Source organism: Pseudoalteromonas sp. PAB 2.2 (assembly GCF_001938575.1).
Classification (GTDB): domain Bacteria; phylum Pseudomonadota; class Gammaproteobacteria; order Enterobacterales; family Alteromonadaceae; genus Pseudoalteromonas; species Pseudoalteromonas lipolytica.
In genome coordinates, this window is sequence record NZ_LYPI01000026.1 from 27852 (window position 1) to 42923 (window position 15072).

Here is a 15072-nt window from a genome sequence, read left to right on the forward strand (position 1 = left end):
TGTGTAAAGATTCACTTTTACACAATTTACTGAGTAGAATAGCCTTAAAGAAACAGTGAAATAGGTGCCACAATGAAATTACTTATGATCGACGATGATACAGGGCTGTGCGAGCTGTTAAGCGAGTATTTAACAGCACAAGGCTTTACAGTTGATTGTTATCATGATGGCGCACAAGGCCTAAATCAGGCCTTAAAATACAACTACGAATTAATTTTGCTTGATGTCATGCTACCGTCGATGGATGGCTTTGAAGTACTCAAGCAACTTCGACAACATAAACTCACGCCTGTCATTATGCTCACAGCCAAAGGGGAAGACTTTGACCGTATTTTTGGTTTAGAGCTTGGTGCAGATGACTACATACCAAAGCCATTTAATCACAGAGAACTGCTAGCGCGAGTTAAAGCAATAACCCGTCGTATCGAACATATTAATAGTCTATCGAACCAGCAAACAAGTTCACTCAGTATCAATAGTATTCACATTAACTTTGCGACTCGTGAAGCGTCTGTCAGTGGCAATATATTAAGTTTAACGGGAACTGAGTATGAAATACTGGCCATGCTAGTCCGCCATGCCGGTGAAGTGATCAGTAAAGAGCAAATTAGTGAGCAAGTTCTTGGCAGACGACTAGCCCCTTTCGACCGCTCCATTGACATGCATGTGAGTAATATTCGAAAGAAAATTGCAGAGTTTATAAATAGCGAGCGTATCAAAACCATGCGTGGTAGCGGTTACGTACTAATTCAAGGTGAATAATATGACCTTTCCGAGTTGGATAAAAAAGCCACATCATTATTTGTTCTTAAAAATCTTTGCATGGTTTTGGGTTACAGTCATAGCAACCATTACTCTGCTAGTCTTTTTAAGCCAATTAACCAGCAATGTAGGGAATGATGAGTTACGCGGCCCCATGCTTAAAAACCTAGAATACACCGCGAAAAGTATAGAACGTATTGTGGCAAAGCATGGTAAACCGACTCAAGAAATTGTATCGCACCCTCGCTTATCTAAACATAAGTTACTGTATTTAAATGGCGAAGTTCATGGTGTCGAAATGCTCAGTGAACCCGTCTCGAAAGAGATTGATTTGAGCTTGTTAAATTTTACAAAGCATATGCGCCCACAAGTTATTTTTACTGATGAATACCAAGCGTATGGTCCTGTAGAAATTAACGTACCCGAAGGTAAGTTTTACTTATATGAAATTGACGAAAAACGTAAAAAGCCTTTTTTTGTCGGGTTGTGGTTAATGCCTACTTGGCTCAAGTTATTGATTGCCGTAATTGCCTCGCTTATGCTGAGCTTTTTCTTTAGCCGAAACTTAATTGCCCCTATCAATAGTTTAAAAGAAACTGCAAAAAAACTTTCCCACGGTGACTTAACCGCACGAGCAGTTTTCTCAACGACTCGCGAAGATGAACTGGGGGTGTTAGGACGTGACTTTAATACAATGGCGAGCCAGCTTGAGCAGCTCATAACAGCACAAAAACGCTTACTTGCAGATATTTCTCATGAACTACGCTCACCACTTACACGCTTAAAAATGGCAACAGGCCTGGCACAAATGCAAGCTGATGATAGTCAGCAGGCATACCTCGAACGGATAGAAAAAGAAGCAAACCAGCTTGATAAAATGATTGCCGATGTATTACAACTATCAAGGCTTGAAGCCCGAAGCCAGGCTTTATCCTTAAGCAAGCAATCGGTTCAAGTTATTGTTGATCATGTATTAAATGATGCTCGCTTTGAGGCCAAACAATGTCACAAAGAGCTGACAATTAATGGCCAATTACACACAGATATACCATGTGACGAGAGTTTAATCGCCAGTGCACTCGAAAATGTACTACGCAATGCGATTAAATATGCACACCATCATATCTCTTTGAGCTTAGCTGAGTCTGATGCGCTCTATATCACCATTTGTGATGATGGAAATGGGGTTAAAGAAGCCTACTTAGCTAGACTGTGTGAGCCATTTTTCCGTCAAGAGCATGCTCGTGATAGAAACTCGGGTGGCACGGGCTTAGGACTGGCTATTGCAAAGAATGCGATCTCAGCACATGATGGTACACTAACACTCGAAAACCAAGAACATGGCGGACTCTGCGTTAAAATCCGCTTACCAATAAAGAGTGAGTAAATGTTTTACAGCGATGAAGCACACCTTACTATAAATGCTAAACAGATAAATGCATTTTTTAATCAGCAATTAAAACAAGATTTCTTAAGCACTGAACATGGTACCTTGTATTATGGCTTTGCCATTCCAGAGCAAGCTAAAAAAGCCATTGTTATTAGTAGTGGCAGAATTGAGTCGTTATTCAAATACAAAGAGTTACTGTGGGAGTTTTACCAAAATGGTTATGCTGTTTTTATTGTTGATCACCAAGGTCAAGGCCGTTCATATCGCCATTTAAAAAACGCTCATAAAGGCCATGTCACACGTTTCACTGATTATGCTGATGACTTTGCCGTTTTTAACGAGCAGGTAGTCAATGCTCATTGGCAGGGCCAACGAGTATTACTCGGACACTCAATGGGCAGTGCAATTGCCTATGATTACTTGTCTCGCTACACACATTCTTTTTCGGGCGCGTTTTTATCTGCCCCCATGTTTGATATTTATACCAAAGGCACACCAAAACCAATTGCAAAACTAGCCGCGAAAATAGCCTCACAATTAGGCTTAAGTCATCGTTATGCATTTGGTCAAACAGACTACTTGCCCGTTGATTTTTCGGTTAATGAATTAACCAGCAGTGAGATAAGGTACCAGCAATTTAGAGCGCTTTATCTTGCAGAGCCCGACTTACAACTTGGTGGTGTGACGTATGGCTGGCTCAATGCATCGTTTGAATTTATCGCCTCATTGGTCGATAGAAAAGTAGATATTCCACTTTTTATCGCCAGTGCCGGGCGCGATACCGTTGTCGATAATGCGGCGCAACATGCGCTTGCGCATAAACAAACACAGGCTAAATTAAAAAGTTACCCTGATGCTCGCCACGAATTATTTTTCGAGCGAGATGAAATCAGGCAGGCAGTATTGAGTGACTTATATCAGTTTTTTGAGGCACTCTGACGAGACTTTTTAACCACTGAAAGTGGATCTAAGTGCACCAGTATATCCAGTTCGCAGGCAAAGTGAGTTTGTATCATTGTTTCAACTTCATCGGCCACCTGATGGGCACGAATTAACGAGAGACTGTCTTCAAGTTCCAAGTGCATTTGAATAAACTTAATTTTACCACCTTGTCGCGTGCGGATATCGTGGGCCCCAAAGACATCTTGGTGACTGTTAACGATGGTTAAAATTTCTGTTTTTTCATCCTCTGGCAGCTCTTTGTCCATAAGATGGTCGGCACTATCACGGGCAATATCCCAACTGTTATATAGTAAGTAAACAGCCACCCCAATAGCAAAAATAGGATCCGCATACGTCATGCCGTACTTTGCCAATAGGATGGCAAGCAAAACAGCTAAATTTAAAATAAGGTCGCCTTTGTAGTGAACTGAATCCGCTTTTATTGCAATTGATTCGGTATGATTAATAACCTTGGTTTGCACAAACACCACCACCAAAGTACAAACAATAGCAAATAAACTCACCCAAATACCTAAGTCGGAATGTTTAAGTACCACAGGATTAAAAAGTCGTTCAATACCATGAAACGCTAAAAAACAGCCAGAACCAGCGATAAAAGCAGCTTGAGCAAGCCCGGCAAGAGCTTCCGCTTTACCATGACCAAACCGGTGGTCATCATCAGCAGGGCGTAGCGCATAACCTAACACTAAAAAGCTCATTAAAGATGCGGTAATATCCATTAAAGAATCGGTGAGCGAGCCCAACATCGACGCAGAGCCTGAAGCAAGCCATGCCCAACTTTTTGCTGCAATCATTAAACTCACCATAGCAATGGTGACTATGCTGGCGGTTTTTACCCAAAACTCATAACTGCGATGTTGCACAACATTTTACCTTCAGACATTACAAGGTTTTAGTATATCATCATATTAGAGGGTTTTACCCCATGTTACATAGCGCTATTTAGAATAAATAAAGCACAGCTATCGGCGCTAAACAAACTTAAATCCTGCAAGATCCTCACGCTGCAGTTGTGTATAATCTGCCGCAGATCATAATGCTAATAATGAGACAAACATGCTTGATATCGTTTTATACCAACCAGAGATTCCGCCCAATACAGGTAATATCATTCGCTTATGTGCCAATACAGGCTATGCCTTACACCTAATTGAACCATTAGGATTTGAGTGGGATGATAAACGCGTAAAGCGTGCAGGGCTTGATTATCATGAATTTAGCCACGTACAACGTCATGCATCATTCGAAGATTACCTTGCCAAGTGTAAGCCAAAAAAAGTCTATGCCTGTACGACCAAAGGCAGCCAGTTTCATCATCAAGCACAATATCAACCTGGCGATTGTTTAGTATTTGGCCCTGAAACACGCGGCCTACCCGATGAGCTTATTCAGTCATTACCGAAAGAGCAGCGTGTGCGTATTCCGATGCAAAAAGACAGCAGAAGCATGAATTTATCAAATTCTGTCGCCGTTTTTGTCTATGAATCATGGCGTCAGCTTGGTTTTGTAAACGGTCAATAACTCATTGAAAATGCGCATTAAATAAATAATTTATAATTATTTAGCACGGCCTTTTTTTATGAACTAATCTAAATAGATGGCTTTTTGTTCTAAATGATGATTATTAATGCGCTTTTTAACCCTTGTATACAGTCTCATTTTACTTTTGCAGCACTCTGTGGGCGCTGCAACAACAGCTGACCTTAATTTAGCGCAACCACACAACCCAACCCCGCTGTTCTTTCTCATTTTACTTGTCATTATTGCACTGTTCATTGCGGTTATTTATTACCAGAAGAATCAAAAAATGATGTTAATTGATGCTCTTTTATCACAATCGAAAGATGCGATATGGGTTTGCGATGAACAATTTAGAATACTAGACATCAACAATGCCTTCAGCGAAATAACAGGCTACAAAAGAGGGGATGTTATAGGGAAAAAATTTAAAGCACTCACACAAGATGGCCGCGATCGACAACTCGAAACACTAATCCAACAAGAGCTCGCACAAGATGGGTATTGGTCTGGTGAAATCTGGAACTTGCGCAAGGATGGTCAGCCTTATGCACTTGATTTATCAATCACAAAAGTCTCAACACCGCGATTTACTAAACGAGCTGTTAACTATGTAGGGCTTTTTAGTGATGTCACCGCTCGTAAGAATAACGAACGTACCATGCTCACGCTAACAACTCGCGACTCTGTAACTGGACTCTCAAATAGAGCCATTTTTATTGAATCGCTCGATAAAGCGATTAAAGCCTGTAATGACGAATACCCTAGCCTGCTTATTATGTTTATCGACATCGACAATTTTAAGAAGATAAATGATTCCCTCGGCCATACTTTAGGCGATGTATTATTAAAAGAAGTGGCATGTCGTTTAACTTCATCACTTAATTCAGGCTTTACTATTGCGCGGCTTGGAGCTGATGAATTTGCTATTTTAGTGCCGCCTTATCTCTATGCTGGCAAAACCATTTTCTTTGCTAAAAAGACCGCAGATACAGTGCTACAACAATTTAAGACTCCATTCATGCTAGATGGTATTGAAACCTCACTGTCAGCGTGTTGCGGAATTGCCATCTATCCAGACAATGCTTACAACGGTGAAAACTTAATGCGCAGCGCTAACAGCGCACTTAATCACGCAAAAAAATTGGGCCGAAACACCTATCAATTTTTTGATAAAGAACGCCACACGTTAGACCCCACCGAGCTAACAAAAGAAAGCGCCCTCTTTAAAGCAATCACCAACAATGAATTTGTACTGTATTTTCAACCAAAATACGATGTACAACACAATCGCTTACATGGCTTTGAAGCACTCGTTCGCTGGCCACAAGATGATGGCAGTCTAATTTACCCAGATGAATTTATTCCGCTTGCAGAGCAGAATGGTGCAATCATCCCCCTTACCCAATTATTAATGAAGCAATTACTTCAACAACTTGCAAACTGGCAAAAACAAGATGTGCCTTTTGGCAATGTTGCCATTAATATCTCTGCGTTGCATTTTCAGCAAAATAGCTTAATCGAAATGCTCGTTGATTATTTAACAAAGTATAATGTACCTGCTCGTTGTTTAGAGTTAGAAATCACAGAAAGTGCTATGATGAATAACCCCGAATTTGCAGAGCAGCAAATGAAACGCATAAAAGCCTTAGGAGTCAATATTACGCTGGATGACTTTGGTACGGGGCACTCTTCGCTGAGCTACCTTAAGCGTTTTCCTATCGACACATTAAAAATAGACAAATCGTTTGTAAAAGATATTGATAAAAATGAGCAAGATAGAAATATCACCGCCACCATTGTCCGGTTGGCTAAATACCTAGACATTAATGTTGTTGCAGAAGGCGTTGAAACCGAAGAGCAAGCGTATATGCTCCATATTATGGGGTGTCATTATCAACAAGGTTATTATTACTGTAAGCCACTTAAAGCAGAGCAAGTAGCCAATTTTATTAATAAAAATGAAGTAGATAAACAATCTGTAAAATAAAAAGCCTTGTTTCAAACAAGGCTTTCAAAATAGTTACTCAGCAAGCAGTGGCTATTCAGATTTTTGCTCACGACCTAGTAAAGCCATCGCCGCTTCTTTTACATCTTTATTTTCATAAAGTACTTTGTAAATTTGCTCAGTGATGGGCATTTCAATACCGGTTCGCTGTGCCAGTAAATACACTTCTTTGGTATTTCGATAACCTTCAACAACCTGACCAATAGAGTCAATTGCAGCTTCGACTCCTTCACCTTTACCTAATGCTAAACCAAATCGACGGTTACGTGATTGGTTATCTGTACAGGTTAAGATCAAATCACCTAATCCTGCCATTCCCATAAAGGTGTCAGAACGCGCTCCAAGTGCACAACCTAAACGGCAAAGCTCAGCTAAGCCTCGGGTAATAAGCGCTGTACGAGCATTCGCACCAAAACCAAAGCCATCCGACATCCCCGCGCCAATAGCAATGACATTTTTTACGGCTCCACCCAGTTGTATACCAATAAAATCATTATTGTTATACACCCTAAATGAGCGTCCGCAATGCAATAACTCAGCAAGTTGTTTGGCAAACTCTGTCGATGTGGCAGAGACCGAAATAGCGGTTGGTAAGCCCATCGCCATTTCTTTCGCAAACGTCGGACCAGACAACACAGCAAGAGGAATATCATCCCCAAGCTCTTGCACCGCCACTTCTTGTAATAAACGCCCCGTATTAGGTTCTAAACCTTTCGTTGCCCACGCCACTTCTGCATTATCATTCAGCCAAGGCTTAATTTGTTGAAGCGTTTCTCCAAAAGCATGGCTAGGCACGACAACCAGCACTATTTGGCTTGCTTTTACAGCGGTTTCTAAATCGGCTTCTAATTGAAGCGTTTCAGGAAAGCTGACATCGGGAAGATAACGTTGGTTCTTTCGCTCAGCTGCAAGCGTGGCAACGTCATCGCTATTTCGCCCCCACAAAGTAACGGGGTGACCATTTCTGGCGAAACAAATAGCAAGGGCGGTGCCATAAGACCCCGCCCCTAAAACTGTAACAGCTGACTGTGCTGTAGTCATAACTTATGCGTCTGCAGTAACCTGTTGATCTTGCGCTGCACGCTGTTGCATGTATTGAGCAAACAGTGCATCAAAATTCACAGGTGCTAAATTTAACTGTGGGAAAGTACCACGGTTAACAAGGTTAGACACCGCTTCACGCGCATATGGGAAAAGTACATTCGGGCAGAAAGCACCTAGCATATGAGCTAATTGAATTTCTTCTACTTCCGCAATCGTGAAAATACCGGCTTGCTGAATTTCACAAAGGAATGCCGTTTCTTCACCAATTGTTGCTGTCACTGTCAGCGCAAGAATAACTTCAAAAACACCTTCTTCTAACTTGTTAGAACGTGTGTCTAAATCAAGTTTAACTTCTGGAGTCCACTCTTTTTGAAAGATAGCTGGTGAGTTTGGCGTTTCAAATGAAACATCTTTCGTGTAGATGCGTTGAATAGTGAATTGAGCGCCTGCTTGTTGTTCTGCTGCTGCGTTTTGGTTTTCTTCGTTCATTGTAATTCCTAACTTGTATTCGTTTTTATAATTAAATTTATTAAGCGTTAAGCTTTGCGTCTAAAAGGCCTTGCGCTTCAATTGCCATCATGTCGTCACAACCGCCGATATGCTCATCATTAATAAAGATTTGTGGCACGGTATATCCACCGTTAGCTTTATCGATCATTTCTTCACGACGCTCAGGCTGCACACCAATATCAATGTTTGTGTAACTTACACCTTTACTATCTAATAACGCCATAGCGCGTTGACAATATGGACAGTATGCTTTTGTGTAAAGAACAACATTCGTCATAATAATTCCTCTATCGGGCTGTTACGTGTTGTTAGCGGCCAGTCGTTGTTGGCAAACTTGCAGATTGCCAAGCTCCCATACCACCAGATAATACATAAACACGTTCAAAACCTGCTTTATGCATAGCCGTTGCGATACCTGAGGCGGTCATGCCCGTGGTACATACTAGTATAATGGGTTTACTCTTAAACTTTTCAAGGCTTGAGAAATCAGATTGTTTGGCTTTTTCTGGATTTAAGTGCGTTGCACCTGCAATACGACCTGAGTTGAATTCTTTTTGCGCTCGAATATCAACAACCTGACCATCTTCGCGGTTAATTAACAACGTAACTTGCTGCGGGTTAATTTGGCGAATCGCTGAAAATTTACTTTTAAACCAACTGCTGATCAGCATCGCTACCAATGCCAGCCAGATGATACTTAAAACCGGATGATTTGAGATAAATTCAATATATTGATCCATGCGTTTTCCACTAAGAAATTGGGTACCACAGCGCATAGCCATGGGATTATTAAAATATGCCACGCAAGTATACGTGCTTGAACCGAAAATGCTAGGGCGTGAAATATTTTAATATGACATATTGATAGCTGATCAAAACCTTAAAACACGGTATGCTAGTGATATATAAGTGCCAATCTTCAGGAGCTATAATGACAGAGCATAAAAAACCATTGGTATTAATGATCTTAGACGGTTGGGGATACCGTGAAGACACAGAAAGTAACGCAATACTCGCTGCTAATACACCCGTACTCGATAACCTGTGGGCAACACGTCCGCATACCTTAATTTCAGGTTCGGGACTTGATGTAGGTCTACCTGCAGGACAAATGGGTAACTCTGAAGTAGGTCACGTAAACTTAGGCGCAGGTCGCATTGTTTATCAAGATTTCACTCGCATCACAAAAGCAATCGAAGATGGAGAGTTCGCGAGTAACCCTGCATTAGTTGATAACATAGACAAAGCCGTTAAGGCAGAAAAAGCAGTGCATATTATGGGTTTATTAAGCCCAGGTGGTGTACACAGTCACGAAGACCACATTGTAGCGACCATTGAATTGGCTGCAGAGCGTGGCGCAAAAAACGTCTACTTTCATGGTTTCTTAGACGGTCGTGACACCCCACCTCGCAGCGCTAAAGCGTCTATTGAGCGCATCGAAGCTTTATTTGAAAAATTAGGTTGTGGCCGCTTAGCCAGCCTTGTTGGCCGTTACTATGCAATGGACCGCGATAATCGCTGGAACCGTGTTGAGCTTGCCTACGATGTAATGGTAAGTGGTATCGCGCAGCACACCTACACAGACGGCGTAACCGCACTTGAAGCAGCGTACGAACGTGATGAAAATGATGAATTTGTAGCGGCTACAACCCTCGTACCTGAGGGACAAACGGCAGCTGAAATTAATGATGGCGATACCGTTATTTTCGCCAACTTCAGGGCCGATAGAGCACGCGAAATGACGCGTGCATTTGTTGATGCTGATTTTAGTGGTTTTGAGAAAAAGAAATCTCCAGCACTGAGCGGCTTTGTAATGATGACAGAATACGCCGCAGATATTAAAGCCCCTGTCGCCTTTGCACCAGAGCCACTAACCAATGTGTTTGGGGAATGGTTAGAAAAGCAAGGCAAAACACAACTACGTATTTCTGAAACAGAAAAATATGCACATGTCACATTCTTCTTCAGTGGTGGTAGAGAAGACGAATTTGTGGGTGAAACACGCGAGTTAATTCCTTCTCCGCAAGTGGCCACTTATGATTTACAACCTGAGATGAACTCTGAAATGCTGACAGATAAGCTCGTTGAAGCTATTGCCAGCGGCAAGTACGACGCAATCATTTGTAACTACCCTAATGGTGATATGGTAGGTCACTCAGGTGTGTTTGAAGCCGCTGTAAAAGCGTGTGAAGCAGTCGACCACTGTATTGGCCGTGTTATAAACGCACTTGAAGAGCACGGTGGCGAAGCACTCATCACTGCGGATCATGGTAATGCTGAGCAAATGGCTAACCCAGCAACAGGCCAAGCACACACCGCACATACCAGCGAGCCAGTGCCATTCATTTATGTAGGCCGTGACGCAACCCCACAAGATGGAAAAACACTCAGTGACGTAGCACCAACCATGCTGCACTTAATGGGTTTAGAACAGCCAAGCGAAATGACTGGCACTCCAATTATGACGCTGAAATAAACGATGAGCAGACGTATTAACCACTTACTCAAAACTGGTTTAATACTGACTTCATTAGTAGCAACTTCGGTTGTTGCTAATGAAGCTCAAACCAAAAAAGACTTATCTGATATTCAATCGGCCCTACAAAAAACCAAGGCCGAGCTTGAAGGTCAACGCAAGTCGATAGCCTATATGCGCAAAGATCTTCGTGCTCACGAACTCGATATTGCTAAAAATGCTAAGGCATTAAACCTAGCAGCACAATCGGTCAAAGAAAACGAACAACAACAGCGCGAACAACAGGCCAAAGCTCAGCAACTTCAAGCAGAGCAAATAAAACGTCAAACCCTCCTCGCAGCACAATTAAAAAGTGCGTATATGGCAGGTAGCCATGATTACTCAAAAATGCTGCTGAACCAACAAGACACGGCCAAAATTGAACGTACGCTCAGTTACTATAACTATTTAAACAAAGCACGCATTGAGCAACTCGAAGAGCTGAAAGCGTTGCAAATAAAAATTGCTGAAAATCAGGCGGAACTAGAACAAACAAAACTTCGTTTAGTTGAATTACACAACGAGCAGAAAAAACGCCAGCAAGCTTTAATTGCCGCTCAAGAACAACGAAAACGCAATCTCAACAAATTACAATCAGCGCTTAAAGAAACAAAAAGTTCGATTGATTATTTAAAAGAGAACGAGAAAACCCTCGTTACCGCCATCGAAGAGTTAGAAAAAGAACGAAGCGAAAAAGTTGAACTTCTCGGACTACAAAGCAGTAAAGGAAAACTCGACTGGCCGACCAAAGGAAAACTCCGTCACAGTTTTGGCCAACGCAAACATGGAAATATCGATTGGAAAGGCGTGTTAATTGGCGCGAAGGAAGGGAGTAACGTCAAAAGCGTACAAAATGGTCAGGTCGTTTATGCTGACTGGCTCAATGGCTTTGGTTGGGTTATTGCTATTGACCACGGCGATGGGTTTATGAGCTTATATGGGCATGCACAAACCCTGCTTCGTGATGTTGGCGACCTTGTCAGAGAAGGTGAAGTCATTGCATTAGTAGGTCAAAGCGGCGGACAAACAGATCCTGGTCTATACTTTGAAATACGCCACAAAGGACGCGCAGTAAATCCTGTAAAATGGTGCAGACGTATTTAATTGATTAAATCAGCTGCGCCCTATGAGGAGCAGCTGATGCTAAATATCAATCACATAAACAAAATCCATTTCATCCCATCTAAGCGCTTCTTTGGGCTACATCTTATTTTACTCTTAGCCTTACTATGCTTATTAATGCAATCATTTAATGGGGTTGCTAAACCATCTTTAAAGTCACTACATCACCAGCAACTCAATGAAATTTTGTTTAATATAAATACTTACTATGTTGACGATCTTCAACTTCATAATAGCTTTGAATCTCAGCCAACGAATCAACAAGTAGAAGCATTATTTGAGCGTTTAGACCCCTACTCTAAATATTTAGACGAAACTGAGCTCGATGCCATATTTAGTAGTACCAATGGGCGTTACACTGGGCTTGGCATCGAGGTTAAAGTTACCGATGGTCGCGTATATATTGTTAATACGATTAAAAACTCCCCTGCTGAGCAAGCTGGTCTGCAAGTAAATGATGAGCTAACCGCTATAAATCAACAACCGATAATCAATAAAAGCATAGAAGAAGTTGCAAGGCTTATTCGTGAAAGTGGCCAAGCTGCCGTTGATGTTTCCGTAAAACGAGAGCAAGTAACCGAACTCAACTTTTCAATAAAGCGACAACAGATAAACCTAGAAAGCGTGCAAAGCTACCTTGCTGATACAGGCGTTGCGCTATTGAGTATTAATGCTTTCAATAACCATACATTGCATGATGTCGCACGAACCGTGGCTAAAATGCAAATTAATAATGGTTTTCCGTTATCAGGGTTAATTATTGATTTACGAGATAATCCTGGAGGAACGCTACAAGGTGCAATTGAAGTTGCAGATCTGTTTTTAGATAGTGGTACGATTGTTTCTACAAAAGGACGCTTCAATGAGGCAAATCAATACTATAAAGCACATAGCGGTGATATTCTTTCTGGCGCGCCAATCGCCGTATTAATTAATGAAAACTCAGCATCTGCAGCAGAAATATTAGCCGCAGCGTTGAGGGATAACCAAAGAGCGACCTTGGTTGGAGAGACCTCGTTTGGTAAAGGCTCAGTACAGTCTTTGATTCCACTAGGAAATGGAAATACAGCTCTCAAACTTACCACAGCACGTTATTATACACCTGCTGGGCAATCTATTGATGGTAAAGGGATCGCACCCGATGTGAGTATAAATCAAACAATGCTTTCAGAAATTGACCAAGACGTTATAATAAAAAATATACAAGGGTTGTCGCTTTTTAGCTCACTCCTTGATAAACAAGATAAAAAGCAACTTACTGCAAAGCAGTTAATTATTATGCAGTAAGTAAGCACACACAATGGATATAATAATTACAAAAAGTGAATTTACGCAAAGGCTTACTACTGACGCTGTGTTGCTTACCACTATTTTGCCAAGCAAAGCAAATAGCCATCGTTATAGATGACATAGGCAACCACCAACGCGATCTTGATATCTTGAATTTACCAGGGCAAGTGACCTTTTCAATCTTGCCCCATACACCTTACTCACAAATTTTTGCCGAGAGAGCGAGCAAAACCAACAAAGAACTTCTCTTGCATATCCCCATGCAGGCGCTAGATAAAACAAAAGCTTTAGGTCCTGGTGCTTTAACAGACTCAATGAGCAAAACACAGCTGCAAACCACACTGGGGCACGCACTCGCATCATTGCCACAAGTCAAAGGCGTAAACAATCACATGGGCTCTGAGTTAACGCAATTAACAGAGCCTATGAAGTGGACGATGGAACTCCTCAAAAAACGAGGTTTATACTTTTTAGATAGCCGAACAACAAGCCAAAGTGAAGCACAAAATGTCGCTAATCTTTATGGTGTTGCCAATGTTTCTCGACATGTATTCCTAGACAATATCGTGACTGAAAGCCAGCTTAAGCACCAACTAGAAGAACTTAAACTAAAAGCGACGCATTTTAATTATGCCATCGCTATTGCACATCCCTACCCAGAAACAGTCGCGTTTTTGCATCACGCCCTGCCAGAACTTCAACAACAAGGTTTTGAGCTTGTGCCTCTTTCACAATTGGTTGAAAACAAATACATCCAATTAGCTAATGCAGAGCAAAAGCAAGCTGAGCATCGTGCAAATGATGAATGAAAGAGCGACATACTCAAATAGGATGTAAATATGCCGAAGTTTCCTTCATTAATGATAGACGCAGAGGTCGCACAACATCACCTTTGATCGATACATCGTGATCATAAAGCGTAGTAATGGCTCTAGCCGTGAATGCCAGTGGTTATGTGTGAAGGGCATAATGAGATACTTCGGCACTAAAGTACCTCCTACTACGCGCTAATTTGGTTAGCTAAAGTGAAGTAGCCCATTTTAGAGCCCCTTCATTCTTGTCATCATGATTAAACAACATGGGAATCGTGATTAAACATCTGATTATAAAGCGTGGGAACGGCTTTAGCCGTGAATGTCAGTGGTTATGTATGAAGGGCATATCAGACACTTTCGGCACTAAAGTGCCTCCTACGCGCTAATTATACCAATCCGCAAAAATACTTAATCATTTTGAGTGATCAAACCAGTCGCTACCTGCGTTAAAAATTTCTGATTTAGAACAACTAAATAACTAAATTTTTGCCTTGTTATCAACGCGGTTTTATTGCCTCAAAATAGACCACTTAATTAAGCGGAATGGTATTAGTTTAGCGTAAAGTGAAGCAGCCCATTTTAGAGCCCTCCAATCTTGTCATCATGATTAAACAACGTTAGAACCGTCGTTAGAACCGTGATTATAGAGCGTAGGAACGGCTTTAGCCGTGAATGTCAGGGGTGTTGTATGAAGGGCATATCAGACACTTTCGGCACTCAAGTGCCTCCTACGTCTCTTCACCTTGCGCTGATGCCTACAAGGATATAGGTCGTAGGGGGTCTTGGTTGGGTGTTTTATTTTTCTACAGGCAACAAAAAACCCGACTCTTTCGAATCGGGTTTCTTTAATTAGGAGCCTGGCGATGTCCTACTTTCACATGGCAAATGCCACACTATCATCGGCGCTGTTTCGTTTCACTACTGAGTTCGGCATGGAATCAGGTGGGTCCAAAACGCTATTGTCACCAAGCAAAATGCGTGGAAAGGATTCTCGACAAAGCGCATCGCGCTTACGAGTCCTTTGCGCAAGGTGAACTGATTTCGCATTAAGCGCTGCGGTTCACCCTACATAAAATTCGGAAATCTGATAATCGTAAAATCTACTTTAGTATACTAACTTCTGTCTGTTACGCTG

Annotated in this window: 14 protein-coding genes and 1 rRNA gene; 9 read left to right on the plus strand and 6 right to left on the minus strand. The window is 41.7% G+C overall.

The window, feature by feature from the left end; all coding sequences use genetic code 11:
- Positions 1-72: 72 nt before the first annotated feature.
- The 3 genes from BWD47_RS19285 to BWD47_RS19295 are packed head-to-tail and all read left to right on the plus strand — an operon-like array spanning position 73 to position 3091.
- The gene (locus BWD47_RS19285) at positions 73-762 is read left to right on the plus strand and encodes a response regulator (RefSeq protein ID WP_075594502.1); all 690 of its coding nucleotides are present in this window, start codon (positions 73-75) and stop codon (positions 760-762) included.
- 1 nt (position 763) lies between these two features.
- Positions 764-2149, plus strand: coding sequence for an ATP-binding protein (locus BWD47_RS19290; RefSeq protein ID WP_081759696.1), 1386 nt, complete (start codon positions 764-766; stop codon positions 2147-2149).
- Positions 2150-3091 carry an alpha/beta fold hydrolase gene (locus tag BWD47_RS19295; protein ID WP_065979646.1) on the plus strand — a complete coding sequence of 314 codons (942 nt, stop codon included), beginning with the start codon at positions 2150-2152 and terminating at the stop codon, positions 3089-3091.
- On the opposite strand, the gene BWD47_RS19300 is transcribed toward BWD47_RS19295, so the two are convergent.
- Positions 3070-3978 (minus strand): cation diffusion facilitator family transporter, encoded by a 909-nt coding sequence (locus tag BWD47_RS19300; RefSeq protein WP_075594503.1) that lies wholly within the window; start codon positions 3976-3978, stop codon positions 3070-3072. The two genes, BWD47_RS19295 and BWD47_RS19300, sit on opposite strands and share 22 nt — an antisense overlap.
- A 193-nt stretch (positions 3979-4171) precedes the next feature.
- Between BWD47_RS19300 and trmL the strand changes: the two genes are divergently transcribed.
- Together trmL and BWD47_RS19310 are read left to right on the plus strand one after the other, a co-directional pair.
- Entirely contained in the window at positions 4172-4636 is a 465-nt protein-coding gene (gene trmL / locus BWD47_RS19305) for a tRNA (uridine(34)/cytosine(34)/5-carboxymethylaminomethyluridine(34)-2'-O)-methyltransferase TrmL (protein WP_036965886.1), read from the plus strand.
- 106 nt (positions 4637-4742) lie between these two features.
- On the plus strand, positions 4743-6623 hold the full coding sequence (locus BWD47_RS19310) for a bifunctional diguanylate cyclase/phosphodiesterase (protein ID WP_075594504.1): 1881 nt from the start codon (positions 4743-4745) through the stop codon (positions 6621-6623).
- A 51-nt stretch (positions 6624-6674) separates the two neighbouring features.
- Here BWD47_RS19310 and gpsA read toward each other — a convergent pair whose 3' ends face one another.
- The 4 genes from gpsA to BWD47_RS19330 are packed head-to-tail and all read right to left on the minus strand — an operon-like array spanning position 6675 to position 8935.
- Positions 6675-7682, minus strand: a complete 1008-nt coding sequence (gpsA, locus tag BWD47_RS19315) for an NAD(P)H-dependent glycerol-3-phosphate dehydrogenase (protein ID WP_075594505.1) — start codon at positions 7680-7682, stop codon at positions 6675-6677.
- A 3-nt stretch (positions 7683-7685) separates the two neighbouring features.
- Positions 7686-8174: a protein-export chaperone SecB gene (gene secB, locus BWD47_RS19320; RefSeq protein ID WP_036965880.1), complete on the minus strand. Its 489-nt coding sequence runs from the start codon at positions 8172-8174 to the stop codon at positions 7686-7688.
- Positions 8175-8214: 40 nt separating this feature from the next.
- Positions 8215-8472 (minus strand): glutaredoxin 3, encoded by a 258-nt coding sequence (gene grxC / locus BWD47_RS19325; protein ID WP_036965877.1) that lies wholly within the window; start codon positions 8470-8472, stop codon positions 8215-8217.
- A 31-nt stretch (positions 8473-8503) separates the two neighbouring features.
- A complete protein-coding gene (locus BWD47_RS19330; protein WP_036965874.1) occupies positions 8504-8935 on the minus strand; it encodes a rhodanese-like domain-containing protein in 432 nt (143 codons plus the stop codon).
- Between the two features lie 191 nt (positions 8936-9126).
- On the opposite strand from BWD47_RS19330, the gene gpmM reads away from it, so the two are divergent.
- The 4 genes from gpmM (at position 9127) to BWD47_RS19350 (ending at position 13931) form a co-directional block, all read left to right on the plus strand.
- Positions 9127-10671: a 2,3-bisphosphoglycerate-independent phosphoglycerate mutase gene (gpmM, locus tag BWD47_RS19335; protein ID WP_036965871.1), complete on the plus strand. Its 1545-nt coding sequence runs from the start codon at positions 9127-9129 to the stop codon at positions 10669-10671.
- A 3-nt stretch (positions 10672-10674) separates the two neighbouring features.
- On the plus strand, positions 10675-11814 hold the full coding sequence (locus BWD47_RS19340; protein WP_075594506.1) for a murein hydrolase activator EnvC: 1140 nt from the start codon (positions 10675-10677) through the stop codon (positions 11812-11814).
- Between the two features lie 135 nt (positions 11815-11949).
- Positions 11950-13119, plus strand: coding sequence for a S41 family peptidase (locus BWD47_RS19345; RefSeq protein WP_254369114.1), 1170 nt, complete (start codon positions 11950-11952; stop codon positions 13117-13119).
- Between the two features lie 35 nt (positions 13120-13154).
- Positions 13155-13931 carry a divergent polysaccharide deacetylase family protein gene (locus BWD47_RS19350; RefSeq protein ID WP_065979643.1) on the plus strand — a complete coding sequence of 259 codons (777 nt, stop codon included), beginning with the start codon at positions 13155-13157 and terminating at the stop codon, positions 13929-13931.
- Positions 13932-14792: 861 nt separating this feature from the next.
- Here the strand turns inward: BWD47_RS19350 and rrf are convergent.
- Positions 14793-14907, minus strand: a 5S ribosomal RNA gene (gene rrf, locus BWD47_RS19355).
- Between the last annotated feature and the right edge of the window lie 165 nt (positions 14908-15072).

Excerpts from the sequence above, each read along its gene's own strand:
- BWD47_RS19340 (WP_075594506.1), top strand. The coding sequence starts at position 10,675 with ATGAGCAGACGTATTAACCACTTACTCAAAACTGGTTTAATACTGACT.
- secB (WP_036965880.1), bottom strand. The coding sequence starts at position 8,174 with ATGAACGAAGAAAACCAAAACGCAGCAGCAGAACAACAAGCAGGCGCT.
- gpmM (WP_036965871.1), top strand. The coding sequence starts at position 9,127 with ATGACAGAGCATAAAAAACCATTGGTATTAATGATCTTAGACGGTTGG.
- BWD47_RS19295 (WP_065979646.1), top strand. The coding sequence starts at position 2,150 with ATGTTTTACAGCGATGAAGCACACCTTACTATAAATGCTAAACAGATA.
- BWD47_RS19285 (WP_075594502.1), top strand. The coding sequence starts at position 73 with ATGAAATTACTTATGATCGACGATGATACAGGGCTGTGCGAGCTGTTA.
- gpsA (WP_075594505.1), bottom strand. The coding sequence starts at position 7,682 with ATGACTACAGCACAGTCAGCTGTTACAGTTTTAGGGGCGGGGTCTTAT.
- trmL (WP_036965886.1), top strand. The coding sequence starts at position 4,172 with ATGCTTGATATCGTTTTATACCAACCAGAGATTCCGCCCAATACAGGT.
- BWD47_RS19310 (WP_075594504.1), top strand. The coding sequence starts at position 4,743 with ATGCGCTTTTTAACCCTTGTATACAGTCTCATTTTACTTTTGCAGCAC.
- BWD47_RS19290 (WP_081759696.1), top strand. The coding sequence starts at position 764 with ATGACCTTTCCGAGTTGGATAAAAAAGCCACATCATTATTTGTTCTTA.
- grxC (WP_036965877.1), bottom strand. The coding sequence starts at position 8,472 with ATGACGAATGTTGTTCTTTACACAAAAGCATACTGTCCATATTGTCAA.
- BWD47_RS19330 (WP_036965874.1), bottom strand. The coding sequence starts at position 8,935 with ATGGATCAATATATTGAATTTATCTCAAATCATCCGGTTTTAAGTATC.
- BWD47_RS19345 (WP_254369114.1), top strand. The coding sequence starts at position 11,950 with ATGCAATCATTTAATGGGGTTGCTAAACCATCTTTAAAGTCACTACAT.